At 63.7% G+C, this 23,381-nt stretch carries 26 protein-coding genes and 1 tRNA gene; 8 read left to right on the top strand and 19 right to left on the bottom strand.

What is annotated here, in order from left to right; genetic code table 11:
- Position 1: 1 nt before the first annotated feature.
- The 5 genes from WJU21_RS16695 to WJU21_RS16675 form a co-directional block, all read right to left on the bottom strand.
- On the bottom strand, positions 2-586 hold the full coding sequence (locus WJU21_RS16695) for a hypothetical protein (RefSeq protein ID WP_346324598.1): 585 nt from the start codon (positions 584-586) through the stop codon (positions 2-4).
- A gap of 122 nt (positions 587-708) precedes the next feature.
- Positions 709-1,878 (bottom strand): Tet(A)/Tet(B)/Tet(C) family tetracycline efflux MFS transporter, encoded by a 1,170-nt coding sequence (tet, locus tag WJU21_RS16690; protein WP_346324597.1) that lies wholly within the window; start codon positions 1,876-1,878, stop codon positions 709-711.
- A 234-nt stretch (positions 1,879-2,112) separates the two neighbouring features.
- Positions 2,113-2,580, bottom strand: coding sequence for a nuclear transport factor 2 family protein (locus WJU21_RS16685; protein WP_346324596.1), 468 nt, complete (start codon positions 2,578-2,580; stop codon positions 2,113-2,115).
- Positions 2,581-2,586: 6 nt separating this feature from the next.
- The gene (locus WJU21_RS16680) at positions 2,587-3,078 is read right to left on the bottom strand and encodes a nuclear transport factor 2 family protein (RefSeq protein WP_346324595.1); all 492 of its coding nucleotides are present in this window, start codon (positions 3,076-3,078) and stop codon (positions 2,587-2,589) included.
- Positions 3,075-3,860: an SDR family oxidoreductase gene (locus WJU21_RS16675; protein WP_346324594.1), complete on the bottom strand. Its 786-nt coding sequence runs from the start codon at positions 3,858-3,860 to the stop codon at positions 3,075-3,077. Before WJU21_RS16675 ends, WJU21_RS16680 begins: the two co-directional genes overlap by 4 nt.
- Before the next feature lie 232 nt (positions 3,861-4,092).
- On the opposite strand from WJU21_RS16675, the gene WJU21_RS16670 reads away from it, so the two are divergent.
- Positions 4,093-4,503 carry a GFA family protein gene (locus WJU21_RS16670; protein WP_346324593.1) on the top strand — a complete coding sequence of 137 codons (411 nt, stop codon included), beginning with the start codon at positions 4,093-4,095 and terminating at the stop codon, positions 4,501-4,503.
- Between the two features lie 60 nt (positions 4,504-4,563).
- A complete protein-coding gene (locus tag WJU21_RS16665; RefSeq protein WP_346324592.1) occupies positions 4,564-5,010 on the top strand; it encodes an ion channel in 447 nt (148 codons plus the stop codon).
- 1 nt (position 5,011) lies between these two features.
- On the opposite strand, the gene WJU21_RS16660 is transcribed toward WJU21_RS16665, so the two are convergent.
- Together WJU21_RS16660 and WJU21_RS16655 are read right to left on the bottom strand one after the other, a co-directional pair.
- Positions 5,012-5,833, bottom strand: coding sequence for a S1/P1 nuclease (locus WJU21_RS16660; RefSeq protein WP_346324591.1), 822 nt, complete (start codon positions 5,831-5,833; stop codon positions 5,012-5,014).
- 173 nt (positions 5,834-6,006) lie between these two features.
- The gene (locus WJU21_RS16655; RefSeq protein WP_346324590.1) at positions 6,007-6,165 is read right to left on the bottom strand and encodes a hypothetical protein; all 159 of its coding nucleotides are present in this window, start codon (positions 6,163-6,165) and stop codon (positions 6,007-6,009) included.
- A gap of 177 nt (positions 6,166-6,342) precedes the next feature.
- Between WJU21_RS16655 and WJU21_RS16650 the strand changes: the two genes are divergently transcribed.
- A complete protein-coding gene (locus WJU21_RS16650; RefSeq protein ID WP_346324589.1) occupies positions 6,343-6,528 on the top strand; it encodes a hypothetical protein in 186 nt (61 codons plus the stop codon).
- Positions 6,529-6,701: 173 nt separating this feature from the next.
- Here the strand turns inward: WJU21_RS16650 and WJU21_RS16645 are convergent.
- A tRNA-Arg gene (locus WJU21_RS16645) sits at positions 6,702-6,778 on the bottom strand.
- Positions 6,779-7,153: 375 nt separating this feature from the next.
- Between WJU21_RS16645 and WJU21_RS16640 the strand changes: the two genes are divergently transcribed.
- Entirely contained in the window at positions 7,154-7,990 is an 837-nt protein-coding gene (locus tag WJU21_RS16640; RefSeq protein ID WP_346324588.1) for a thermonuclease family protein, read from the top strand.
- Positions 7,991-8,008: 18 nt separating this feature from the next.
- On the opposite strand, the gene WJU21_RS16635 is transcribed toward WJU21_RS16640, so the two are convergent.
- The 8 genes from WJU21_RS16635 to WJU21_RS16600 all read right to left on the bottom strand — a co-directional run bounded on the left by WJU21_RS16635 (position 8,009) and on the right by WJU21_RS16600 (position 14,400).
- Positions 8,009-8,902, bottom strand: coding sequence for an RNA polymerase factor sigma-32 (locus WJU21_RS16635; RefSeq protein ID WP_346324587.1), 894 nt, complete (start codon positions 8,900-8,902; stop codon positions 8,009-8,011).
- 189 nt (positions 8,903-9,091) lie between these two features.
- Positions 9,092-9,616 (bottom strand): CarD family transcriptional regulator, encoded by a 525-nt coding sequence (locus WJU21_RS16630; RefSeq protein WP_346324586.1) that lies wholly within the window; start codon positions 9,614-9,616, stop codon positions 9,092-9,094.
- Between the two features lie 334 nt (positions 9,617-9,950).
- Positions 9,951-10,283: a ferredoxin FdxA gene (gene fdxA, locus WJU21_RS16625; RefSeq protein ID WP_346324585.1), complete on the bottom strand. Its 333-nt coding sequence runs from the start codon at positions 10,281-10,283 to the stop codon at positions 9,951-9,953.
- 19 nt (positions 10,284-10,302) lie between these two features.
- Entirely contained in the window at positions 10,303-10,764 is a 462-nt protein-coding gene (locus WJU21_RS16620; protein WP_346324584.1) for a TerB family tellurite resistance protein, read from the bottom strand.
- Positions 10,765-10,808: 44 nt separating this feature from the next.
- Positions 10,809-11,117, bottom strand: a complete 309-nt coding sequence (locus WJU21_RS16615; protein WP_346324583.1) for an RNA-binding S4 domain-containing protein — start codon at positions 11,115-11,117, stop codon at positions 10,809-10,811.
- Positions 11,118-11,129: 12 nt separating this feature from the next.
- Positions 11,130-13,682, bottom strand: coding sequence for a helicase-related protein (locus WJU21_RS16610; protein WP_346324582.1), 2,553 nt, complete (start codon positions 13,680-13,682; stop codon positions 11,130-11,132).
- 113 nt (positions 13,683-13,795) lie between these two features.
- On the bottom strand, positions 13,796-14,164 hold the full coding sequence (locus WJU21_RS16605; RefSeq protein ID WP_346324581.1) for a type II toxin-antitoxin system death-on-curing family toxin: 369 nt from the start codon (positions 14,162-14,164) through the stop codon (positions 13,796-13,798).
- Positions 14,165-14,172: 8 nt separating this feature from the next.
- Complete coding sequence (locus WJU21_RS16600; protein WP_346324580.1) at positions 14,173-14,400, bottom strand: hypothetical protein; 228 nt, start codon at positions 14,398-14,400, stop codon at positions 14,173-14,175.
- 57 nt (positions 14,401-14,457) lie between these two features.
- Here WJU21_RS16600 and WJU21_RS16595 point away from each other — a divergent pair, with 57 nt between their 5' ends.
- The 4 genes from WJU21_RS16595 (at position 14,458) to WJU21_RS16580 (ending at position 19,894) form a co-directional block, all read left to right on the top strand.
- Complete coding sequence (locus WJU21_RS16595) at positions 14,458-14,904, top strand: hypothetical protein (RefSeq protein ID WP_346324579.1); 447 nt, start codon at positions 14,458-14,460, stop codon at positions 14,902-14,904.
- Positions 14,905-14,988: 84 nt separating this feature from the next.
- The gene (locus tag WJU21_RS16590; protein ID WP_346324578.1) at positions 14,989-16,293 is read left to right on the top strand and encodes an NADH:flavin oxidoreductase/NADH oxidase family protein; all 1,305 of its coding nucleotides are present in this window, start codon (positions 14,989-14,991) and stop codon (positions 16,291-16,293) included.
- A 135-nt stretch (positions 16,294-16,428) separates the two neighbouring features.
- Entirely contained in the window at positions 16,429-18,576 is a 2,148-nt protein-coding gene (scpA, locus tag WJU21_RS16585) for a methylmalonyl-CoA mutase (protein ID WP_346324577.1), read from the top strand.
- Positions 18,577-18,667: 91 nt separating this feature from the next.
- Entirely contained in the window at positions 18,668-19,894 is a 1,227-nt protein-coding gene (locus WJU21_RS16580) for an AGE family epimerase/isomerase (protein WP_346324576.1), read from the top strand.
- On the opposite strand, the gene WJU21_RS16575 is transcribed toward WJU21_RS16580, so the two are convergent.
- The 3 genes from WJU21_RS16575 to WJU21_RS16565 form a co-directional block, all read right to left on the bottom strand.
- The gene (locus WJU21_RS16575) at positions 19,891-20,673 is read right to left on the bottom strand and encodes a hypothetical protein (protein WP_346324575.1); all 783 of its coding nucleotides are present in this window, start codon (positions 20,671-20,673) and stop codon (positions 19,891-19,893) included. The genes WJU21_RS16580 and WJU21_RS16575 overlap by 4 nt on opposite strands.
- Positions 20,674-20,773: 100 nt before the next feature.
- Positions 20,774-22,342 carry a carboxylesterase family protein gene (locus WJU21_RS16570; RefSeq protein ID WP_346324574.1) on the bottom strand — a complete coding sequence of 523 codons (1,569 nt, stop codon included), beginning with the start codon at positions 22,340-22,342 and terminating at the stop codon, positions 20,774-20,776.
- Between the two features lie 38 nt (positions 22,343-22,380).
- Entirely contained in the window at positions 22,381-23,376 is a 996-nt protein-coding gene (locus WJU21_RS16565) for an NADP-dependent oxidoreductase (RefSeq protein WP_346324573.1), read from the bottom strand.
- Between the last annotated feature and the right edge of the window lie 5 nt (positions 23,377-23,381).

The raw sequence follows: 23,381 nt of genomic DNA, 5'->3' as shown, positions 1-23,381 counted from the left end.
TTCAGCGCTCGCCGAGTCCGCGTTCCTGGCGGAACTTGGCGAGCCGCTCGGCGTCCGAGGTGAGCCGCGGACCCAGTTCGGTGTCGTTGATCTGCCCGGCCATGTGGCGTGCCGACTTGCCGCTGTCGAAGGTGATCCACTGGGTCGGGATCACCTCGAGAATGGTGCGCATGGGCGAATTCAGGGTTTCGACGAAGCGGTCTGCCTTGGCCGGGTCGTCGCGGTACGACTTGTCTGCCAGCGCCCGATAGAACCAGGCCTTGGTTTCGTCATCGTCATGGAAGATGCCGATGCCCTTGGCGGTGGCCGATCCCATGGGGCAATCCGGCTCGACCCCGGCGACGCCGCTGACCGCGACCGCCACCTTGGGGTTGCGCTTGATCGCGTTGGCCCGGTGGCGGTGGGCGGCGAAGGTGATCCAGATGCGCCCGTTGCGCCAGACGAAGGAATGGTAGACGCCGACCGGCCAGTTGTCCTTGGTGGCCCACATCAGCACGCATTCGCGCGCGTCGGTCATCAGCCGGTCGAGTTGCTCGGGCGTGTACGGATAGATGGAAACGACTTCGTGGTCATTCGGCGCGGACATGGTCTCTCCCTCGGTCCTGGAAACGCGCTCTCCCCTGCGCGGCCCCTATGTAAGCATCGGATCGCCTCCGATGGAAGCATCATGCGTGCTGGTTTTGCCTGGCCCATAAAGCCGAGGGCGCATTAATGCCGCCGGATGGCGAGCAGCGCGGGAATGAGCAGGACATAGAGCGCCGCCGCCGCCACCCAGACCATGCCGCTCCATGTAGCCGCCGTCGCCGCATAGAAGGCGGTGGCGGCAAGCGGTCCGAAGATCGAAGCCAGGCTCATGAGCGCTGCGACCGTGCCCTGCAACTCGCCCTGCTGGTCCTCATCGACCTGCCGCGAGACCATGGACTGAAGGGCGGGGATACCCACGCCCGACAGGGTCAGGAACATCAGCACTGGGAGGACCATCCAGGTCGTGGTGGCATACGCCATCAGGACAAGCCCGGTGGCGTCGAAGGCGACGCCCAGGGCGAGCGTGGTCTTCTCGCCAAGGCGCGCCGTGACCGGTCCGGTCAGGAATGCCTGGGCGACGGCATGGAACAGGCCGAACACGCCCAGCGACAGGCCCACCATCCAGGTATCCCAGGCAAAGCGGTCCTCGCCATAGATCACCCAAAGCGATCCCGGCACCTGTCCCACCAGATGCATGGTGAAGAAGATCGCGATCAGCGGGACCAGGGTCCGCATGCCGAACGCCCAGCGGAACGACGCGAGCGGGTTCAGGCTCGCGAGTTTGACCTTGCGGCGCTCCGGCAGATGGGATTCTGGCAGCACGAAGAGTCCGACCACGAAGTTGATGCCGTTGAGCGCGGCGGCAAGCAGGAAAGGATAGCGCAGCGATAGTTCGCCCAGCAGGCCGCCCAGCACCGGCCCGGCAATGAAGCCGATCCCGAAACAGGCCTGCATCAGCCCATAGCGGCGCGCGCGCTCGGCGGGCAGCGAGATGTCGGCGATATAGGCGGTGGCGACGACGAAGCTGGCGCCCGCGATGCCGGCGATGGCGCGGCCCACATAGAGGATCGCCAGATGATCGGTCATCGCCATGATCAGGTAATCGACCGCGGCGCCTGCCAGCGCGACCAGCAGGATCGGCCGCCGGCCGAAGCGGTCGCTCAGTGCGCCCAGCACCGGTCCGAACAGGAACTGCATGGCCGCATAAAGCGCCAGCAGCATGCCGTACTGGGCCGAAATCTCGGACGAATGGCCCAGCTCGCGCAGCAGGCTGGGCAGGATCGGCATGATCAGGCCGATGCCAATGGCATCGAGCGCGACCGTGGCCAGGATGACGGTCAGGGCCTTGTTCATGTGACGGTGCCGTGACGGCGTGCTCCCCGGTGAGTTCCACGGTCGCGCGGAATAGTGGTCGAAGGTTACAGGAGGTAGATTTGTGGCCGCGGATTACCAGATGGTAAATCCGCCGTCATTGCGAGGAGCGAAGCGACGCGGCAATCCAGTCTCTCCAACCGATGAGCGAGTGGTGGAGAGACTGGGTTGCCGCGCGCCCTGCGGGCGCTCGCAATGACGGGAAAAGGTAAATCTCTATCTCACCAGCCGTCCCGGATGCCCCGGATGCCCGAGGTCATCTGGCACCCGCACGCTGCCGATGCTGCCGACGCTCACCACTTCGCGGTGGGCGAACTTCCAATGGCCGTCGACTTTTTTCAGGGCATCGACCCAGCGGCCCCAGACATGCATGGGCTTGTCCATGTCCGCCTTTACCCGGTGGAACGCATAGACATAGGACTGCGCCGTCGCCGTATCGCCATCCAGCCGGATCTGGACGTTGCTCAGATGGTGCGACGTGGCGTGGAAGTGGGCGAGGATGCCGGTCAGCCGTTCGGCGATAGCCTTGGGACCCACGCAGTCCTGCCAATAGACTCCGATGCCGTCCTCGGCGAAGCAGGACGCTGCGCCTTCCGGGTCGTTGGCGTCGATCCGGTCGGCATAATGCGCCATCAACTCGTGTATGGCCCGCTTGTCGGCGAGTTCGCGGATCGGATCGGTCATCCGGCGCTACCCGAAATCGGCCTTGGGCGCCTCGCGTGAAAGGCGGCCCGGATGTCCCGGATGATCCAGATCGTCCGTTCCCCGGCTGATGCTGCCGATGCCGACCACTTCGCGGCGCTTGAATTTCCACGCGCCGTCGATCTTGGCCAGTTCGTCGACCCAGCGCCCCCAGTAGTGCATGGGATTTTCCATGTCGGCCTTCACCCGGTGGAAGGCGTAGACATAGGCCTGCGCCGTCGCGGTATCGCCGTTCAGCCGGATCTGGACATTGCTCAGGTGATGGGACGTGGCGTGGAAGCGGTCGAGGATGCCGACGAGGCGTTCGGCGATGGCCACCGGCCCGATGCAGTCCTGCCAGTAGACGCCCAATCCGTCCTCGGCGAAGCACGCCGCCGCGCCTTCGGGATCGTTGGCGTCGATCCGGTCGGCATAATGCGCCATCAGCTCGTAGATCGCCTGCTTTTCGAGCAGGTCGCGGATGGTCCTGTCGGTGCTCATGCGTGAATCTCCCAGCCGCCGTCCAGGTTGAAGTCGTGGCCGGTCATGTAGGAATTGGCGTCGCTGGCGATGAACACCATCAGCGGCCCGCCGTCCTTCATGGGATCGCCCAGCCGCTTCAGCGGCACCGATTCCGCGTATTTCTTCACGTCTTCGGGCCGGGCCTTTTCCCAGTTCTCCCAGGCGTCGGTGCGCAGGAACGGGTTTACCGTGTTGATCTGGATGCCGTCCGGTCCCCATTCGCGTGCCGCCGTCCGGGTGATGACGCGGATGGCCTCCTTGGCGATGTTGTAGGAGGTGTTGCCGGGGTCGCCGGTCATGCCGGCGGCCGAGGCGAAATTGATGATCTTGCCGCCGCGGCCCTTCATGTGCGGATAGACGGCCTGCATGGCCCACAGGCTCGCCAGCGCACCGGTGCGGAAGGTGTATTCCAGTTCCACGTCGTCGGTGTCCTGCACCGACACGAACACGGTCGATTTCTGCGGGTTGGCCTCGGTGCCGAAGCCTTGCGCGTTGTTCACCAGGATATCGACAGGACCGAATGCCTTCACCGCCTTGTCGACCATGGCGAATATCTGGTCCTTGTGGCCCACGTCACAGGTGATGCCGATGGCCGTGCCGCCTGCGTCGGTGATCTGCTTCACCACGCCGTCCAGCGTCGCCTGCGTCCGCGACGCGACAACGACCTTGGCGCCCTCTTTCGCATAGGTAATCGCCGTCGCCTTGCCGATGCCGCGCCCAGCGCCGGTGACGATCGCCACCTTGCCGTCAAGCTGTCCCATCCCACGTACTCCCCAGTTTCGTGAAGCGGTAGCCTGTCGCGGCGAACAGGAATAAGCAAGGTTGCTTTCTTCGTCGCGGGCCGTTTGTGCGGGTGTTCAAGAGCCCCGGAAGGGCAGCTCCGGCCTGCTGCGGCGCAATCCACGCCGGATCCATCAACCATGATCTGATCCGCTGCATGGAAATTCGCGGCGGAGCGGGCTAGACTCGCTTGCGAACCAGGGGAGGGAACCCATGAAGATCGAAGGCGGATGTTATTGCGGCGGGCTGCGCTATGTGGCCGAGGGCGATCCCATGATGAAGGCGCAGTGCCATTGCCGGGAATGCCAGTACATTTCGGGCGGCTCGCCCAACGTCATCGTCGCCATGCCGCTCGCCGGATTTGCCTACACCAAAGGCGAGCCGAAACAGTTCGCCCGGAGCGATCTGCCGCGCCCGGTAACGCGCGAGTTCTGTCCCAACTGCGGCACCCACATCCTCACCCGCGCCAAGGGCTTCGACGGGGTCATCCTGAAAGTGGGCACGTTCGACGACCCGAAATTGTTCGGCGGTCCGGAAATGGCGATTTTTACCATCGACAAGCAGCCTTTCCACAGCATTCCCGAGGGTCTGCCCGCGTTCGAGCGGTTCCCCAGCGGCGGTTGACGGCCGCTCTTCCGCCCAGACTCTTCTCTCCAATGGTGGCGGCACCGGAAGGACGGCCCATTGGGCATTCTCTATGCGATCGTGACGGCGCTGGTGCTGGTCGTGACCACCACCGCAATGCATTATGAGGGACTTCGCCTGACCTACCGGTACATCCTGGGGATGTCGGGATCCGGGCGGCGCAAGATCCTCGCGGCCATCCTCATCGTTTTCTGGATTCACCTGCTGGAGATCGGGCTCTACGCGATCGCGTACTGGTTTGCCGACAAATGGATCGATATCGGCAGCTTTGCCGGCTCCCATGTGTTCGAGCCGCTCAGCTATTTCTACTTTTCCGCAGAGACCTTCACGACACTGGGGCTGGGCGACATCTATCCCATCGGTCCGCTGCGGCTGCTGGCCAGCATCGAGCCGATCAACGGCCTGCTGCTGCTGGGCTGGTCGGCCTCGTTCAGCTACTACCTGATGCAGCGCTGCTGGGATGAAGAGCGCACGGCGTCGCGCTGATCTATTTCAGCGCAAAATTGAGCGCTGCCGCAAGGCGCACGGCGGCCCGCGAGATCAATTCGGATGCCAGCCTGCGCTTGACGTCGGGGTATTCCAGGCTCACCAGCAATTCCTCGTTCGACAAGCGCGCGGCGCCGTACAGGTCGTCATGGATGTTGACCCGGGCCTGGCCGGCGGATTCCTCGGTCCACTTGATAAAGGTCCCATAGGCCCAGAACTTGCGGTGCTCGGGCGTGATCTTGCCGCGGAGTCGGCTGACGATCTGCTGGGTTGTCCCCTGAAGTCCCTTTGGCACGTCGGTTTCCCAGACGTCGAACAGATTGGTGCGCTTGTCGCCGAACTGGACCTTGATGTCGCGGCCATGGTCGTGACCGTCGTCCACCACCCGCAGCGGCTGGTGGATTTCGCCCATCAGGTTGATCAGGTATTTCAGGGCTTCGGCGCGCTGTTCCTTTGGCTGGGTCTTGTCGGCCAGAAGCTTCATGTCGGCCGTCATCCGCGCCACCGCACAATTCCCGCCGGGGCAGTCGCGTTCTGGGTTGTATTTGCCCTCGTCCAGGGGAATGTCGACAAAATGCCACGCCAGGGTGTCCGGCCGCTGTGCCACGATATCGTCGGCCCAGGTCGAGGCCCGCTCCATGGCATCCGCTGCGTCGCCGCCCAGCAGCGCCTCGACTTCGGCCTTGGCGCTCTTTGTGAGATAAAGCGCCGCCATGCGCCCGATGACCTGATGGCCTTCGGGCGACCAGGCAGCGGCGGGGCCGGATACGGCCAACAAGGCCGCCATGCCCAGCAGGGGAATTGAGAATCGGCGGATTGTCATACTGGTCCTCGGCGAGATGGTGTTCCGAGTGTTGTTATAGGATGCACGCTGTCGAAGGAAACCGTAATGCGGCACGAGGGGATCGTTTTTGCGCTCACTTACCGGCTGCCGACGCGCCGTTCAGGCAAGGGGAAGAGGCCTCGGAATCGGCGGTAATGCAGCACTTGTGGCCGCTATTTCGGCAGCTGGTCCAGTAGTTCCTGAAGATATTCGGGCATGGGCTCGACGCGGATGCCGTCATAAAGCACATGCAGATTGCGGATCAGGTCCTCGTCGTTCGGTCTGAGCCGATACAGGGTGTCCTTGTCCTCTCTCGAGATCTTGTTGCTCATCGAGTCGCCAGCCTTTCTGCTCCTGCCTTACTCAACTCGGCGGACGGTAAATGGTTTCTCCGATGGCACCCGATTGACCCGGGATCGTGCGAACATCCCGACAACGGGCGGCCATGGGCGGGTGATCGTGCTATGATCCGCGGTGGCGGAGCGCCGTTCGACAAAGAGGAGCAAGCCATGCCCAGAGTGATGATCAAGTGTCCCAATACGGGGAAGCAAATCTACACCGGCGTAAACCTCAACTGGGAAACCTTCGAATCGTACCGCTTCGGTACCCAGTCGGTCCCTTGCCCCGAATGCCACGCCAGCCATCAGTGGTCACGGGTGGACGCAATTCTCGACGAGACCGGCGGCGGCAGTTAGCCGGTACAATGCCGGCGGCGCGGTGGTCCCCAAATGTGTGCCCCGCCGGGCGGGGGGCTCCGGCGGGGCTGGTTCCACAAGGCACCTTCGAGGGCAATCGCCGATGCCACAACCAGACAACGGGTGTCACAGGAAGTGGTTCCCGGCTGTCTGAAAATTTGTTTCCGGTGTGATGGCGCGCCCGGCGAGATTCGAACTCACGACCCCAGGATTAGGAATCCTGTGCTCTATCCTGCTGAGCTACGGGCGCCCGCCGAGAGTGATAGCGGAATTTTCGCTGCCGCTAAAGCCTCGAGTGACCACGTGATCGTTGCGGCGACAGGCTCATGGATTCCCAAAGTCGCGCCACCGACGAATGCCCTCTCCGGGGCGGGGCTCATATCGGGCAGTGGAGACCGGCCACGGCGCAAATACGCCTTAATGTTGCCGAACTCGGCGGCTATCCAGAATATAAGGGCGATCCGCTATGAGATGGCCCTTGGGGGTTGAGGAAAAATGGACTCGGCAGTGTTTTCTCTCTTGCGGGGGCTCGTGCTTCCCGTCTTGGTCGTCCTCGTCCTGGCCTATCTGGTCCTGGGTGCGGTCTTCGCCTGACGATCCGGCGACGCGGTGATACGCTGCCGCCATGAAATTCCGGTCATATGTCATTGCCGTTCTGGCGTTGCTGCCCTTGTCAGCGTGGGCCTTTGCCGCGCTGCCGGGCCATGCGCCGCGGTCATCCGGGACGGCAAAGGTCGCCGAAGTGACCGACGGTGACACGCTCGTTCTGGCCGACAAGGTTGTCGTCCGGCTGGTCGGCATCCAGGCGCCCAAACTTCCCCTGGATCGTCCTCACTTCAAGGAATGGCCACTGGCAAGGGAATCGAGGCGTGCACTCGAGCGGATCGTGCTGGACCATACGCTGACCGTGCGCCCAACCGCCAAACCCATCGATCGCTGGGGCAGGACCCTCGCCCATCTCGAGCGCGACGATGGCCTGTGGGTGCAAGGCGAGATGCTGCGGTCGGGCTGGGCCAGGGTTTACACGTTTTCCGACAACCGCGCGCTTGCCGCCGAGATGCTGGCGCTTGAGCGCAATGCCCGTGCCGCAAGGCGCGGCATCTGGGGACATCCCTATTATTCGATCGTCACGCCAGAGCGCGCTCATCGCGTGGTGAATACCTTCCAGATCGTCGAGGGCACGGTGCTGGATGCCGCAGCCGTGAAGAACCGGGTTTATCTGAACTTCGGCCCGGACTGGAAAACCGATTTCACGGTGCTTGTGCCGGCGCGGGTGCGGACCATGCTTGCGCGGCAAGGCCTGGATGCGGCGGCATTGAAGGGCCGAACGGTTCGTGTGCGGGGCTGGATCAAGAATTACAACGGCCCCATGATCGAACTGAGCCATCCGGAACAGCTCGAATTGCCGGGGCACGAACCCATGCCGCCAAAGAAAAGGGGAGGGCGCGAACCCTCCCCTTGATCGTGTTGCGCGGCCGCGTCAGGTCGACGGGATCAGACCCACGCGGTGCGGATCGCCGCCGACGAGGCGCAAGAGCGCCTTGCGCAGCTTGCCCAGCGCCTGGTGCTCGATCTGGCGCACCCGCTCCTTGCTGATGCCGAGCTGGTCGCCCAGCACTGCCAGGGTCACCGACTCGTCGCCAAGGCGGCGTTCCTTGATGATCAGCTTTTCCCGATCGGTCAGCGTCTCCATGGCCTCTTTCAGCCATCCGAGACGAATTTCCGTGTCGTGGGCATTCATCACCGTGTCTTCCGGAACAGCGCGATCGTCGGCTAGGTAATCCTGCCACTCGCTGTCGCCTTCCTCGCCGATAGGCGCGTTGACCGACTGGTCGCCGCCGGTCAGGCGGGCTTCCATGTAATCCACTTCCTGTTGCTTCACGCCAAGCTGGGTGGCGATCCGCTGACGGGTCTCGGACGAGATCGGCGCCGCGCTGTCGTTGCCGGTGTCCTGGCCGATCAGGCTGCGCAGCCGGCGCAGGTTGAAGAACAGCTTCTTCTGCGCCGCCGTGGTGCCGGTGCGGACGATGGACCAGTTGCGCAGGACGTAATCCTGGATGGCAGACCGGATCCACCAGCTCGCATAGGTCGAGAAACGAATATCGCGTTCCGGCTCGAACCGGTCGGCGGCCTGGATCAGGCCCAGGCAGCCCTCCTGCACAAGGTCATTGGCCGGCAGGCCATAATGCCGGTACTTGCTCGCCATGCTGATCACAAGCCGCAGATAGGCGGCCATCAACTGGTGAAGGGCGTCGTGATCGTGATTGTGGCGCCAGCGGTTCGCCAGTTCGAACTCCTCCTCCTTGCCGAGGAGGCGGGCATCCGTGGCGGCCTTGACGAGGCGCTGGTCTATTCTCTGTGGACTCAGATCCATAACGGACCTCCTACTGTCGCTCCCTCCTGCGCTGGTGCGGCTAAGCGGCAACCATTCTTACGGTGTGGCGAGCAGTTTGGACTAATTCTAATATCATATGGGCATTGGTGCGGTCAATTTAAGGTGATCCCGGACGAAAAAGGCCCGCCGGAGGCGGGCCTTTCTGCAAACGCGTTGTGCGTGCCTGCGTTACGCCGCCTTGAGAGTCTTTTCCAGTTTCTCGATGGCCGATCGCTCGTCGATCTTTTCCACTGCCGCAACTTCGCGGGCGAGACGTCCCAGGGCCGATTCGTAGATCTGGCGCTCGCTGTAGGACTGCTCCGGCTGATCTTCCGCGCGGTGCAGATCGCGCACCACTTCGGCGATCGAGATGGGGTCGCCCGAATTGATCTTGGCTTCGTATTCCTGGGCGCGGCGGCTCCACATGGTGCGCTTGACCCGCGCCCGCCCGCGCAGCGTCGTCAACGCCGTCTTCATGATGTCGGGCGATGCGAGACTCCGCATCTGCAACTGGTCCACCTTCGCGACCGGAACCCGGAGGGTCATCTTTTCCTTATCAAATTCAATAACATAAAGTTCCAGCTCCGTGCCTGCGATCGTCTCCTTGTCGATGGAGGTGATGCGGCCGACGCCATGCGCCGGATAGACGATGTGCTCGCCCTTGCGGAACTTTTTCTTCGACAGATCGGGCTTCTTGCTGGTCATGATGTTCATGGATTCTCTCGCCAACCTCTCTCCAGGGTCCCAGTCGGGTGGCCGCGCTGGCCTTTTGCCAGCAGTTGACAGTCATGTAACCCGCCCCCTGCGGCATCGACCGCATTGACCGGATGATGTCTGTACTATCGTCTCGTAGGACGACCGGTTCTCACCGAAACGGGAGACAAACGCCGCGACAAGGGTGCTTCGACTTGTGTCGATAGTGTCCCGACGCGGAGAGGACAATTATCACAAAATCGTAAAAAATGCACCCCCGATTTCACGCAATCGGGGGTGCCGAGAAAACATAGCGGTCAGCGGTGCTGCGCCCGAAGCACTCCGGGCGGCAGTCTCAGCTGCCCGGATTGGGCGTGAAATACTTGTCGAACTTGCCCGTCTCGCCCTTGAAATCGTCGGCGCCGTCGAGCGCCTCCTTCTTCTCGGTCAGGTTCGGCCACTCCTTCGAGAACTTGGCATTGAGTTCGATCCACTGATCGAGGCCGTCCTCGGTATCGGGCACGATTGCTTCCGCCGGGCACTCCGGCTCGCAAACGCCGCAATCGATGCACTCGTCGGGATTGATGACGAGCATGTTCTCGCCTTCGTAGAAGCAGTCCACCGGGCATACTTCCACGCAGTCTGTGTACTTGCACTTGATGCAAGCCTCGGTCACGACGTAAGCCATCGCGGTCTCCTTGAGCCTTTTATTCTGTAACGCCCAGGCGGTTAAGTACCCGCTTGCGCGCATCCCCTCGTTCACGGTCGGAAACGTAGAGCAACCCCGCGATGCGGCGCAACAGGTTTGCTTCGTAGGCGTGAAGTTGGCCGTCCGCATACACCACTTCCCAAAGCAGTTCAACGAGTTCCACGCGCTGCGCTTCGGAAAATTCGTCTTTGATTGTGAGCGTGTAGCGGTTGAGGTCCGACGCGGTGTCGCGCCTGCCGACAGCGAGCGACATCAGGTTCGCCAGCGCGTCGTCCGTGAGGCCGAAATGGCGCTTGAGAATACCCGCAACGATCCCGCGTTCGTTGTCGCCGAATTCGCCATCGATGCTTGCCGCGTCGACCATCAGGACCGCCGCCGCAATATGAATATCCGCGCCTTCGCCCTCGCGCTCGACGGGCGGGGCGCCGGCGCCCAGCAATGCTTTCAGTGCTTCCAACATGTCCCGGCGTTACCATGCCGGGAGAACGCCCGCAAGCCTGGCCGCTATTCGGCGGCGATGCCAGGCCGGTTGCGGCTGGCCGCGATCTGTCCGGCAAGGTCGTGATAGAGCAGCCTGGCTTCGGGCGCCGGGCCGCGCCGGTCGCCCAGCGCGGCGACTTCGACCACGCGGACCGTGTCGCCAAGCGCGAAGGTCAGGACATCGCCGACCTTCAGCACGACACTCGACTTGGATATTCTTTGACTGTTGACCCGGATTTCACCGGCCTGCACATGTTTGGCCGCCAACGAGCGGCTCTTGTAGAATCTGGCGTACCAAAGCCATTTGTCGATGCGCAGGGCGGTATCTTGCATGGGGGCTCCGTTCTAACCTCTGCCGAGGGCGGTTTTCAAAGTCTGCAGTCCCGCGAATGGCGAATGTTCGGCGCGCTGCCGTTGCTGGCGCTGCGCCTTCGCCGATGATTTCCTGTGGTCCTTCCGCTGGCGAACAAACGTCGTGTCGCCGTCGGCGTGCGTCTTTGGCTGATACCCCAGATAAGCCAGTATGGCGGCGAATTCCTGGTCGCGGCAGCCGACAAACGAGGTGATCTCGCGGTCGGCGTTCAAGGCGCCGGATTCATGCCGTGCCCGTGCCGTCTCGGCGACCTTCTCGAGCATGTCGAGCCGAATGGCGCGCACGCCGATCACGCGGTACCCGGTCGCCTCGTAAAACCCGTCCGGCGCCGGCGCGGCGATGACCGATGTCATGCCCGGAGCGGGCACAGCCGGCAGGCCGTGCATGTCGTGGAACAGGCGCCAGCACATCAACCGGTGCCGCGTGACGCCGGGTTTCAGCATTGCCGGAATGAAGATGCTGGCCTCGCCGAACTTCACGCCCAGCGAGCGAAGCTGCCAGCGGTCCTGTTGCGCCAGCTTGCGCAGATCCTCGGCGGCCGTCTCGCGGGGCATGGCGCCCAGCGCTTCAATCAGACGAAACGCGATACCGCGTGCCAGGCCGGCCAGCTTGGCGTCGGAATCCCGGTCCGAGGCGGCAAGCGCATCCTTCAGGCGGAACAAGGGCCCCAGCGCCCTGCGAAGCTGAGCCTCGGCGAATGCGGTCAGCCGGCCGGCGAGCATCAGGCGCTCGGCCTGCTCGACAAAGTCGCTGGCCAGAATCTCGACCTTGGGGCTCAACGGATCGGCGCCCTTGGTCAGCCTGGCGACGGGCGCGCCGCCGAACAGGACCTGCGCGGTGTCCGTTTCCAGAACGAAGTCCCGGTCAGCCGCCTCGCGGATGCTGCGAACCCGGCTCGCCACCTCCCGGCGCAAGGCACGTCCCGCAGCATTCAGCAGCACGTTGCCTTCCGCACCGTTCGCCGTCTGGTCCACATCGAATATCAGGCCGTTCAGGCGGCCCACATAATGCCCCTCGACCAGCACGTCGCTCTGGGCGTCGATCGCGGCGAAGATCTGCTGGTCCGACTGCAAACGCTTCATCAGCACCGCCGAGCGCCGGTCCACGAAGCGCAGCGTGAGCTGTTCATGCAGGGCGTCGGAAAGCTTGTCCTCGATCTTTCGGGTTTCGCCGCGCCAGTGAGCCGGGTCGGTCATCCAGTCAGGCCGGTTGGCGATATAGGTCCAGGTGCGGGTATGGGCGATACGCGTCGCCAGCGTGTCGATATCGCCATCGGTGCGGTCCAGCCGCTTGACCTGTGCGGCGATCCAGTCCTCTGGCAGTTTGCCGCCTTCCTCCATGAGGTGGACGTACAGCTTCCTGACCAGCTGGGAATGCTCGTCGGCCATGGTCTTGCGAAAGTCCGGCACCTGGCAGACTTCCCACAACCGCGAGATGGCGGCGCGATGGGTGGCCAGGTCGCGGATCTCGCTGTCATTCGCCAGCGCCTTCAGCACCGTCAGGTCCTCGGCCTCGCGGGCCTTCAGCAGGCCGCCAAGATCGGGTGTCCGCTCCAGGCTCGAGATCAGGCGGGGCAGGGACGCGTAGTCCAACGCGGCGTTGCGCCATTGCAGCTTCTCGACCGGCACGAACCGATGCTGCTCGACCGCCTCGATCACTTCAGGGGCCATGTCGGGCTCGTCCATGCCATCGCTCAGCACGCCGAAGGTGCCGTCGTTCATATGCCGCCCGGCACGCCCGGCGATCTGGGCGACTTCCTGGCTGTTCAGGGCGCGGTGGCGCATGCCGTCGAACTTGGTCAGCGAGGCGAACGCCACGTGGTTGATCGACATGTTGAGCCCCATGCCGATGGCGTCGGTGGCGACGATGTAGTCAACCTCGCCGTTCTGGTACATCTCGACCTGGGCATTACGGGTGCGCGGCGACAGGGCGCCCATGACAATGGCGGCGCCGCCCTTCCGGCGCCGGATCAGTTCGGCGATCTCGTAGACGTCCCGGGCGGTGAACGCGACGATGGCGCTGCGCCGCGGCAGACGGGTCAGTTTTTTTGCGCCGGCATAGGACAGGTGCGAAAATCGGCTGCGGTTGATGATTTCGCACTCGGGCAGCAGCCGGCGGATGATCTTCGCCATGCTGTCGGCGCCCATGAACATGGTTTCCTCGCGGCCGCGCGCATAGAGCAGCCGGTCGGTGAAGGTGTGGCCGCGTTCTTCATCGGCGCAGAGCTGGACCTCGTCGATGGCCAGAAACGCCACGTCCTTGTCCAGCGGCATGCTCTCGACGGTGCAGACCCAGTAGGACGGATGACGCGGGACGATCTTTTCTTCGCCGGTCAACAGCGCCACACAATGCGTGCCGCGCATGGCCGCGATCTTGTCATAGACCTCGCGCGCCAGCAGCCGCAACGGCAGGCCGATCATGCCCGAGCTGTGGCCCAGCATCCGTTCGATCGCGAAATGAGTCTTGCCAGTGTTAGTGGGACCGAGGACGGCAACCAGGCGCCTTGTGTCCTGATCGTTCTTCATCCCGCTCCGTGGCCCTTTATCCGGCCCCGCGGGCATATCTGGGGGAGCCGAGTCATCTGGACTCTATATTTGCCCATCAGGGCCTGCAGGCAACAGAAATTATTGTGACTGCGCTATGTGGTGTGGGCGCGCAGCCACACGACAAGATGTTCGAACCGGAAGTCCCGGTTTTCATAGAGTCCGTTGATAAAATCGTATGCCTCTAGCGGGTCCGCCTCGATGGTGAGGCCGTTGGCGGCGAGGAACACATAAGTGCCAGCGAACGCCACGCGTTTGTTGCCATCGATGAACGGGTGATTCTGCGCCAGGCTTTCCCACAACGCGGCGGCCTCTTCGACCAGGTCCGCATAGTAGCCGGTTTGGGGACGGAACAGGGCGGACTCGAGCGCGCCCATGTCCCGCACGCCGTGCGAGCCACCATATCGTTCGATCTGGTCGTCATGGATCGCCAGGACGTCGGCGATCGTAAGGTAGTCGGTCATGGCTCAGGCTATTTGGCGAGGCGCTCGTAAAGCGGTCCGAATTTTTCGACGCTGGTGCGGTAATGGGCCAGGATATGCTTGCGCGGCGTGCTCTGCTTGCGCTTCTCTATCAGGTCGGCAAGGGCCTCTTCGATCAGCGCCTGAAGCTGCCGGCCTTCGGAATCGGCGAGCGCCCGCACCTCCTGAAGGATGGTCGGATCTACCTGGGTCGAGAATTTCTGCTTCATATCAGTCATGAATAGTGAGTATCATGACATTTCATGATTTGTCAAGTTTTCGCCCGTGGGGTGCTGATGCCATACGCGCAACCAGATCACATTGCCGAAGGCGAGTTCATTCTTAGGATTGATGCGCGCTTTCCTTACAAGGATAAACGGCAGTGCGAAGTGCTTATCGAGGAAGCCCGAGCTATCTCGGTCAACGCAGTGTTCATGGTACTGCATGAGATATGTCGCGGCGAGTGGGTCAGGAAGCGCAAGCCCTTGGCGCTCGAACTCTTGGAGGCTTGGCGGGACGGATGGCAGCATCCACTCGCGGCTCCACTATCCGGATGCGCTATTGCGTTGATCCGGGGGGAGGTGATTTCCGATGAGCAGGCGGCGTCTGTAATGACCCTGATTTCCAACCACCCTTACCAATACAATGCCTTGGCAATCGCTCGCGCCGCTACGGGTAGGCCGAGAAGATTGGACCAGCTGGCTCGGCAGGTGATCGACACATGGGCCATGCGGCAAAGCTAAAATTGGAGTGCCCCAGTTGGGGCGAAATGGTTTGCGGACAATTCCACCCCGAAGTAACGATACGGAAACTGGGGAGATGCACGCATGACTGTCACACTGGGATCGCCGCTCGAGCTGCCTTGCGGCATTACGCTGCCCAACCGTCTGTGCAAGGCGGCGATGACCGAGGGACTAGCGGACCCGCAGCTGCGCGCGACCGAGCGGCACGCGGCGGTCTACCGGCGCTGGGCGGAAGGCGGCATCGGCCTGTCGCTCACCGGTAACGTGCAGATCGACCGTAATCATCTGGAGCGCCCCGGCAACGTCGCCATCGACGGCAATGGCGGCCTTGAGGAACTGAAGAAATACGCCGGGGCCGGCAAGACGGGCGGCACCGAGCTGTGGATGCAGATCAATCACCCCGGCCGGCAGGAGCCGGCCTCGATCAGCGCCCGGCCGCGCGCGCCGTCGGACGTGCGGCTCGGCTCCAACGAGGCGGTGTTCGGCACGCCGATCCCGCTGTCCCATGACGAGATCACCGATATCATCCGCCGCTTCCTCCATGTGGCCGAGACAGCCAAGGCGACCGGATTCGGCGGCGTGCAGGTCCACGCGGCGCACGGCTACCTGCTCAGCAATTTCCTGTCTCCGGTGGTCAATCGCCGCAACGATCAGTGGGGCGGTCCGATCGAGAATCGCGCGCGCCTGCTGCTGGAAATCGTCCGCGGCACCCGCGACGCCTGCGGCAAGGATTTCGGCATCTCGGTAAAGTTGAATTCCTCGGACTTCCAGCAAGGCGCGTTCACCCTGGACGAATGCCGCCAGGTGGTGTCGTGGCTGGGCGAGGCGGGCATCGACCTGCTGGAGGTCTCGGGCGGCACCTACGAGCAGCCGGCCATGGTTGGCCAGAAGGGCAGCGCCAGGACCTGGCAGGATCCGCTGAAGGAATCGACCCGCGCCCGCGAAGCCTATTTCGTTGAATACGCCAAGGCGATCCGTCCTGCGGCCACCATGCCGCTGATGGTCACTGGCGGCTTCCGCACGCGCGAGGCCATGGAAGCGGCGCTCAACGACGGCGCGCTCGACGTGGTCGGCATTGCGCGGCCGTTGTGCGGTGATACCGAGTGCCCGGGCCAGCTGATCCGCGGCGAGATCGACGCGTTGCCGGCCTACGAGAGTCACCTGATCGTCCGCGAGGAAGATGCCCCCGACCTCAGCCCGTCGCACCGCGCCATGCTGCAGCAGCACGGTCAGCAGGGCTGGTTCTGCGTCAACATCGTTCGCATGGGCGACGGCAAGGAACCGGATCTCGACATGAATTGTCTGGAGGCCGCCCGGGCCTATGATGAGAACGAGGCCGCCACCAACGAACGGCGCAAGGCCGCCATGGGATTGGCAGCCGCCCAATAGGCCACGCACCGGCGCGATTCAACCATGCAATGGCGCGATTTGACACGCGCTATCGTTTGGCGATATTCCGCCGCCAATATAGGTTGCCATTGCCCTGTCATGGTATTCTGACGGGTGAAACGCAGGGAGACTGGGATGTCCGAGCAGAAGAAGCCCACCGTCGAGGATTGGAAGTCGCTGGCCGAGAAGGAGCTGCGCGGCACGCCGCTCACGGCGCTGGATTGGGAAACGCCCGAAGGCATCACCGTAAAGCCGCTCTACACCTCGGAAGACCTCGAGGCCATGGCCGAGGACGAGACCCTGCCGGGCTTCTTCCCGTTCACGCGCGGCGTGCGCGCCACCATGTATTCGAACCGGCCGTGGACCGTGCGGCAATATGCCGGCTTCTCCACGGCTGAAGAATCGAACGCCTTCTATCGCCGCAACCTGGCTGCCGGCCAGAAGGGCCTGTCGGTGGCGTTCGACTTGGCAACGCACCGCGGCTATGACAGCGATCATCCGCGTGTCGTCGGCGACGTCGGCAAGGCAGGGGTCGCGATCGACAGCGTCGAGGACATGAAGATTCTGTTCGACCAGATCCCGCTCGACGAGATGTCCGTCTCCATGACCATGAACGGCGCCGTCATCCCGACGCTGGCGTTCTATATCGTCGCGGCGGAAGAGCAGGGCGTGTCGGCCGACAAACTCGCAGGGACCATCCAGAACGACATCCTCAAGGAGTTCATGGTCCGCAACACCTACATCTATCCGCCGGCACCCTCGATGCGGATCATCGCCGACATCATCGAGTACACCTCCAGGAACATGCCGAAGTTCAACTCGATCTCGATCTCCGGCTATCACATGCAGGAAGCCGGCGCGACCCAGCTGCAGGAACTGGCCTTCACCCTCGCCGACGGCATGGAATATGTCCGCGCCGCGCAGGCCAAGGGCATGGACGTGGACGATTTCGCCGGCCGGCTGTCGTTCTTTTTCTGCATCGGCATGAATTTCTTCATGGAAGTGGCCAAGCTGCGCGCCGCGCGGCTGCTGTGGGCACGAATCATGAAGGACTTCGGCGCCAAGAAGAATTCCTCGCTGATGCTGCGCACCCATTGCCAGACCTCGGGCGTGTCGCTGACCGAGAAGGACGCCTACAACAACATTATCCGCACCACGGTCGAGGCCATGGCGGCGGCGTTCGGCGGTACCCAGTCGCTGCATACCAACGCATTCGACGAAGCGGTCGCGCTGCCCACCGACTTCTCGGCCCGGCTTGCCCGCAACACTCAGCTGATCCTCCAGGAAGAAACCGGCATCACCCATGTGATCGATCCGCTCGGTGGCAGCTATTACGTGGAAAGCCTGACCAAGTCGCTGGCCGACGCGGCCTGGGACCTGATCCAGGAGGTCGAGGGACTCGGCGGCATGACCAAGGCCGTCGACAGCGGCATGCCCAAGCTGAAGATCGAGGAGGCTGCCGCCAGGAAGCAGGCCCGGGTCGACCGGGGCGAGGAAGTCGTCGTCGGCGTGAACAAGTACAAGCCGTCCAGCGAGCAGCCTTTCGAGGTGTTCGACATCGACAATACGAAGGTGCGCGAAGCCCAGGTCATCCGCCTGAAGACCGTCCGCTCGACGCGCGACGATGCGGCTTGCCAGGCCGCGCTCGTGGCGCTGACCGAAGGGGCGGCCAGTGATGGCAATCTGCTGGCGCTGGCCGTTGACGCGGCGCGGGCCCGTGCCACCCTGGGCGAGATTTCCGATGCCATGGAGAAGGTGTTCGGCCGTCACCGTGCGGAAATCCGTTCCATTTCCGGCGTCTATGGCGCCGCCTATGAGGGCGATGAGGGCTTCATGAACATCCAGAAGGACATTGCGGCATTCGCCGCCGCCGAGGGCCGCCGCCCGCGTATGCTCGTCGTGAAGATGGGCCAGGACGGCCACGACCGCGGCGCCAAGGTCATCGCCACGGCGTTTGCCGATATCGGCTTCGACGTCGACGTGGGGCCGTTGTTCCAGACGCCGGAAGAAGCGGCTCGCCAGGCCGTCGAGGCGGACGTGCACGTCATCGGCGTGTCTTCGCAGGCTGCCGGCCACAAGACTCTGGTGCCGGCGTTGATCGAGGAACTGAAGAAGCAGGGCGCGTCCGATATCCTGGTCGTTTGTGGCGGCGTCATTCCGCCGCAGGACTACGATGGTCTCTATGCGGCCGGCGTCGCGGCGGTTTACGGCCCGGGCACGAATATCCCGAAGGCAGCCGCCGAAATTCTCGGCCTGCTCGACAAGCAGCGCGCCGCCGCCTGAGGTCGCGATCGTCGTGGCCGCGTGGGACGCGTCCCGGCTGGGACGGGCCGTCACGCGGCGTCTGCCACCGGTGCCGCTCCGCCGCGCAGGCATGGCGATTCCTGACCGCCCGGAGGAGACAAGCCCTCTGCTTGGACGGTTGCTCCACGCCAATTGCCTGGGCTTCTGGTTCCCGTCCTGCATCGATGCCCATTCGGGTGGTTATGCCTTGAAGCGGGATGTGCGCGGCCGGCCCGCTGGCCGCGTATGGGAGCGGGCGATCGTCACCCAGGCCAGGATGGTCTGGTTCTTCTCGCGCCTGGTGGCGGGCGGCCATGGCGGCCCGGAACATCTGGACGCCGCATCCCATGGCTTCCGGTTTCTGCGCGACCGGATGTGGGATCCTGAACACGGCGGCTTCTACTGGACGGTGGATGCCCGGTCGGCACGGCCAGTCAAGGACGCCAAGCATCTTTACGGCCAGGCGTTCGGCCTGTTCGCGCTCTCTCGCTATGCGGCCGTGTCCGACGACGGCCAGGCGGAGTCGATGGCGCGCCAGCTTGCCCGGCTTGTACACGAGAAGGCGCACGACGCCGTTCATGGCGGCTACGGTGAGCTTTTCACGCGGGACTGGAGGCCGTGGACCGGCACGGAGCGGGGATATTTGTCTGAAGTGCCGGCGGGGACCAAGCGCTACAACACCCATCTGCACTGGTTCGAGGCGCTGGTCGAGCAGGTGGATCTGCTGGGTGACGATACTGCGAAGGCCTGGCTGCCGGAACTGGTGGATATCCTCACCGACAAGGTCGTGCGCCACGAGTATGGCGCCTGTACCGATGCCCATCTGCCCGACTGGACACCGATGCCCGACGCGGCAAATTACGGCCACGATGTCGAAGCCGTATGGCTGCTGCGCGAGGCCGATTGCCGGATCGGTGTGGTCGGGTCCGCGCGGTTGGCCCGGCACGCGGACCTGTTCGAGACGGCGATGCGCTGGGGATGGGACAGCACGGAGGGTGGCTTCTACTGGACGGGACAGCCGGGCGCTGCGGCGTCATTGCAGGGCAAGGTCTGGTGGGTGCAGGCCGAGGCTTTGGTGGCCGCGCTGTGGCTTTACCTGGAAACCGGGCGCCAGGACTACGCGGACTGCTATCTCCGCACCCTGGACTGGATCGTCAATGTGCAGGCCGACTGGACCAACGGCGAATGGCACCGCGAAATCGCCACCAACGGCAGGCCCATCGGGCACAAGGCGGATGGCTGGAAGGCAGCCTATCACAACGGCCGCGCGCTGATGACCTGCCTGGAGCTGCTTGGCGGCGCGGCCGGGCGAACCTAATTGCCGGTGCCTTCGGACAGCTTGCGCAATTTTTCCTCGAGCTCGCGGAGCTTGCGCTTCAGGTCGTCGAGTTCGGGGCTCTTGTCATCGTCCGGCGCCTCCGGTGCCTGTCCTTCGCCTTCATAGAACTTGTATTCCAGTCTGGGCGTCAGATCCCACCGCGATTTCCAGTCGAGACCCGGATCGATATAGATCCTGATGTCGCGCTCGCTGATGGGGAACCAGTCGGATTGCTCCGTAGCCGGCGCGACATGGGCGCCCGGGCAGCAGGCGGGGTTGTGCTGGTGCCGGCGGACGAATTGATAGCGCCGTGGATCGAGGACGCGGAAACTGGCGACCCGGTCTCCCGCCGGATAGGTTTCGTTGCCGAAGGTCGCGTCCACCGTCGTGGTGACGTCAACGTCGATGATCTGGTACTGGACCACATAGGCGATGGTGGTGCGCATGCACGGCGTGATCCCGTGCCAGCCTGAGGGCACCAGGTTGATGTCGACCGCCAAAGGCGTCATGTCCAGATTGTTCATGACGCTGGCCAGTATGGCGGTGATATCGGATGGACCGGCAGGCACCGTCGCGCCCGCAACGATGCGTCCGATTTCGCTGGGCTGGAGAAACGCGGACTGGATGTCGACCGGCCACTGGGTTGCCGGGTTGCCGTTCAGGCGGCTGCCTCGCGGCGGCGGCGCGCAGTCATGGATGGCGATGATCTGTTCGGCGCTGTCCTTGCTGCCGCGCCAATTCCTCTCGAATTTGAGCCTTCCCAAGGTGAATTCTGGCATGTCCCCCTCCGATCGGCCCCCAAAGCCCGGTAGCGACTTACCCGGTCAGTCTACGGCTTTGTGGCCTTCGGGGCTACCTTGTTGGGCAGATCGGGTGGCTTCACTCCACCGTCAGGCCGCTCTGGCGCTCCCACATCCGGTACCAGAGGCTCAGTTGCGCCTTGCGGAAATCCGGCACCGATGCGGTTTCGTCGTCGATCACCAAGGTCATCGGCGCGGGCGGTTTGAACATTCCCCAGACGGGCAGCCCCTTGCCGTTCGGGTCGCCGGTCCTGGCGAAATTGGTCCAGTAGTCGGCCATCATCGCCGAGATGCGCCGGTCCTTGTCGCTGGGACTCGAGGCCGATGTGCCCGGTGAGAAGATCACCTCGGGCTTGTAGTCTAGGCCGAACACGTACATCTGGTCGCCGGCATGGGGCACGCCCTTCAGCGCTGGCCGGAACTCGTCGGCAATGTAGGCAAGCCGGTAGGTGTAGGCGGGATTGCCCGCCTTCGCGGCCATGCTGGCAAGCCCCATCGAGCCGGCGGTGAAGATGAAGTCAGTGCCGATCTGCGACACCAGCTGGTTGTCGCTGAGGGCGCCTTGCTCATTATAGACCGGTTTCGCGGTCTCGATATTCACGCCGAAACGCTTCCCGAGCGTCTCGCCGGTAAAGCCCATAAGGCCGAACACGCTGAACTCGTTACTGTTGGTGCCAGCCAGGAAGGGAACGGGCGCGATGTGGCCTTTGGCGAACATGGCGGGCAGAGTGTCGGTCAGCAGCATGCCGTCCACCACCGGGAGGAATTCGGGCGGACCCTGTTCGTTGGCCAGGATTTGGGCAGTGGACATGGCCCGCAACCGGTCAAGCGAACCGGGACCGGCCACGCCGGCCCGCGCCGCTATTGCCATCCCGGCCCGCCTGGCCTGTGCCAGGGGCATGCTGGAGTTGAACAGCCCGCCGCCCGACTGGGATATGGCCTTGTGAAACAGCCCGCGGGCCGCGGGCGAGGCGACCAGTGCATTGACGCTGGTGCCGCCGGCCGAGACACCGAAGATGGTTACATTGTCCGGATCGCCGCCAAACGCCGAGATATTCGCCTTTACCCATTTCAGTGCGGCGATCTGGTCCATCAGCCAGTAATTGGCGCCGGGTTCGCCCGGATGCGCCTTCGCCATGTCGGGGTGAGCGAAGAAGCCGAACCGGCCGACGCGATAGTTGAACGAGACCAGCACCACGCCGCGTTTGGACAGTTCGGTGGCGCCCTGGTCAAGCAACTGGGCGCTCGAGCCAACGACGAAAGCGCCACCATAGATCCACACCATCACCGGCCGCTTGCCAACGGTCTTGCCGTCAGGTGTCCAGACATTGATGCTCAGGCAGTCCTCGCTGCCCCTGGCGGGGCCACTGGGCAGTGTCGGCTGCGCGCACATGGCGCCGAATTCGGTGGCGTCGCGCACCCCGGTCCACGGCGTTATCGGCTGCGGCGGCCGCCAGCGCAGCGTGCCCACCGGCGGCGCGGCGAAAGGAATGCCCTTGAAGGCGGCCATGCCATCCTGCAAGGCGCCCCTTACCGGCCCGGATGCGGTATGGACGACAAGCGTTGCCTCGGTCGCAGCCGCGCCGGGAAGCCCCAGCGCCAGTGCGCCGATCATCACGGACAGTGCGGCCGCGCGCGTCCATGACATGATCGTCCTTTCCTCCTGACCAGCGTATGGCCAGATCATCATCCGACCTTCACCATGCGCTTGCCCCGGTTCTCGCCGTGCAGCAGGCCGATCAGCGCCTGTGGAAGGTTTTCGAATCCGTCGATGACGTCCTCGAAGACAGTCAGCCTGCCGTCCGTCACCCACGACCGCAGTTGGGCCAGCGCCTCGTCCCGCTTGGCGAAGAAGTCCGAGACGATGAAACCGCGCACGGTCAGCCGTTTGACCACGAACATGCCCGGAACGCCCCGCGGTCCGTGGGCGGGCGGCGTTCCGTCATAGGCGGAAACCGCCCCGCAGCAGGCGATACGGCCCATCAGATTCATCTGGAACAGCACGGCCTCGAAAATGTCGCCGCCCACATTGTCGAAATAGACATCGATGCCGTCCGGGCAGGCGGCCTTCAGACTCTTGTAGACCGGGCCGGCCTTGTAGTTCACGGCGGCGTCGAAGCCGAGTTCGTCGGTCAGCCAGCGGCACTTCTCGTCCGAGCCAGCGATGCCGACGACGCGGCAGCCGACCAGCTTCGCGATCTGCCCAACGATATTGCCGACCGCGCCGGCGGCGGCAGATACCACCACGGTCTCTCCCGGCTTGGGTTGCCCCACTTCGAGCAGGCCGAAATAGGCGGTCAGGCCGGTGATGCCATAGACGCTCAGCAGGTGCCGAAGCGGCTCGATGGTGGGCTGTTTTGTTAAATTGTTTCCAGGCCTTGCGGCATATTCCTGCCAGCCGCAATCACCCGAGGCGATGTCCCCGGGTTTGAAGTCCGGGTGGCGGGATTCGATCACTTCGCCCAGCGCACCGCCCGCCATCACCGTGCCTTCCTCGATGGCGTCGCGGTAGGTGGCGCCTTGCATCCAGGCCCGGTTGGCGGCGTCGAGCGAGATATAGCGGGCTTTCAGCAGAACCTCGCCGTCGCCGGGCCGGGGAATCTCGCCATGGTTCAGGTGAAAGCAGTCCGCCGTCAGCGGACCGCTGGGAATGCGTGCGAGCATGAACTGGCGGTTGGTCATGGCGG

Origin of the sequence: Emcibacter sp. SYSU 3D8 (assembly GCF_039655875.1) — a bacterium.
Classification (GTDB): Bacteria; Pseudomonadota; Alphaproteobacteria; order SMXS01; family SMXS01; genus RI-34.
Note: the sequence above shows the minus strand (reverse complement) of the source record. Positions and strands in the feature narration are given on the sequence as shown.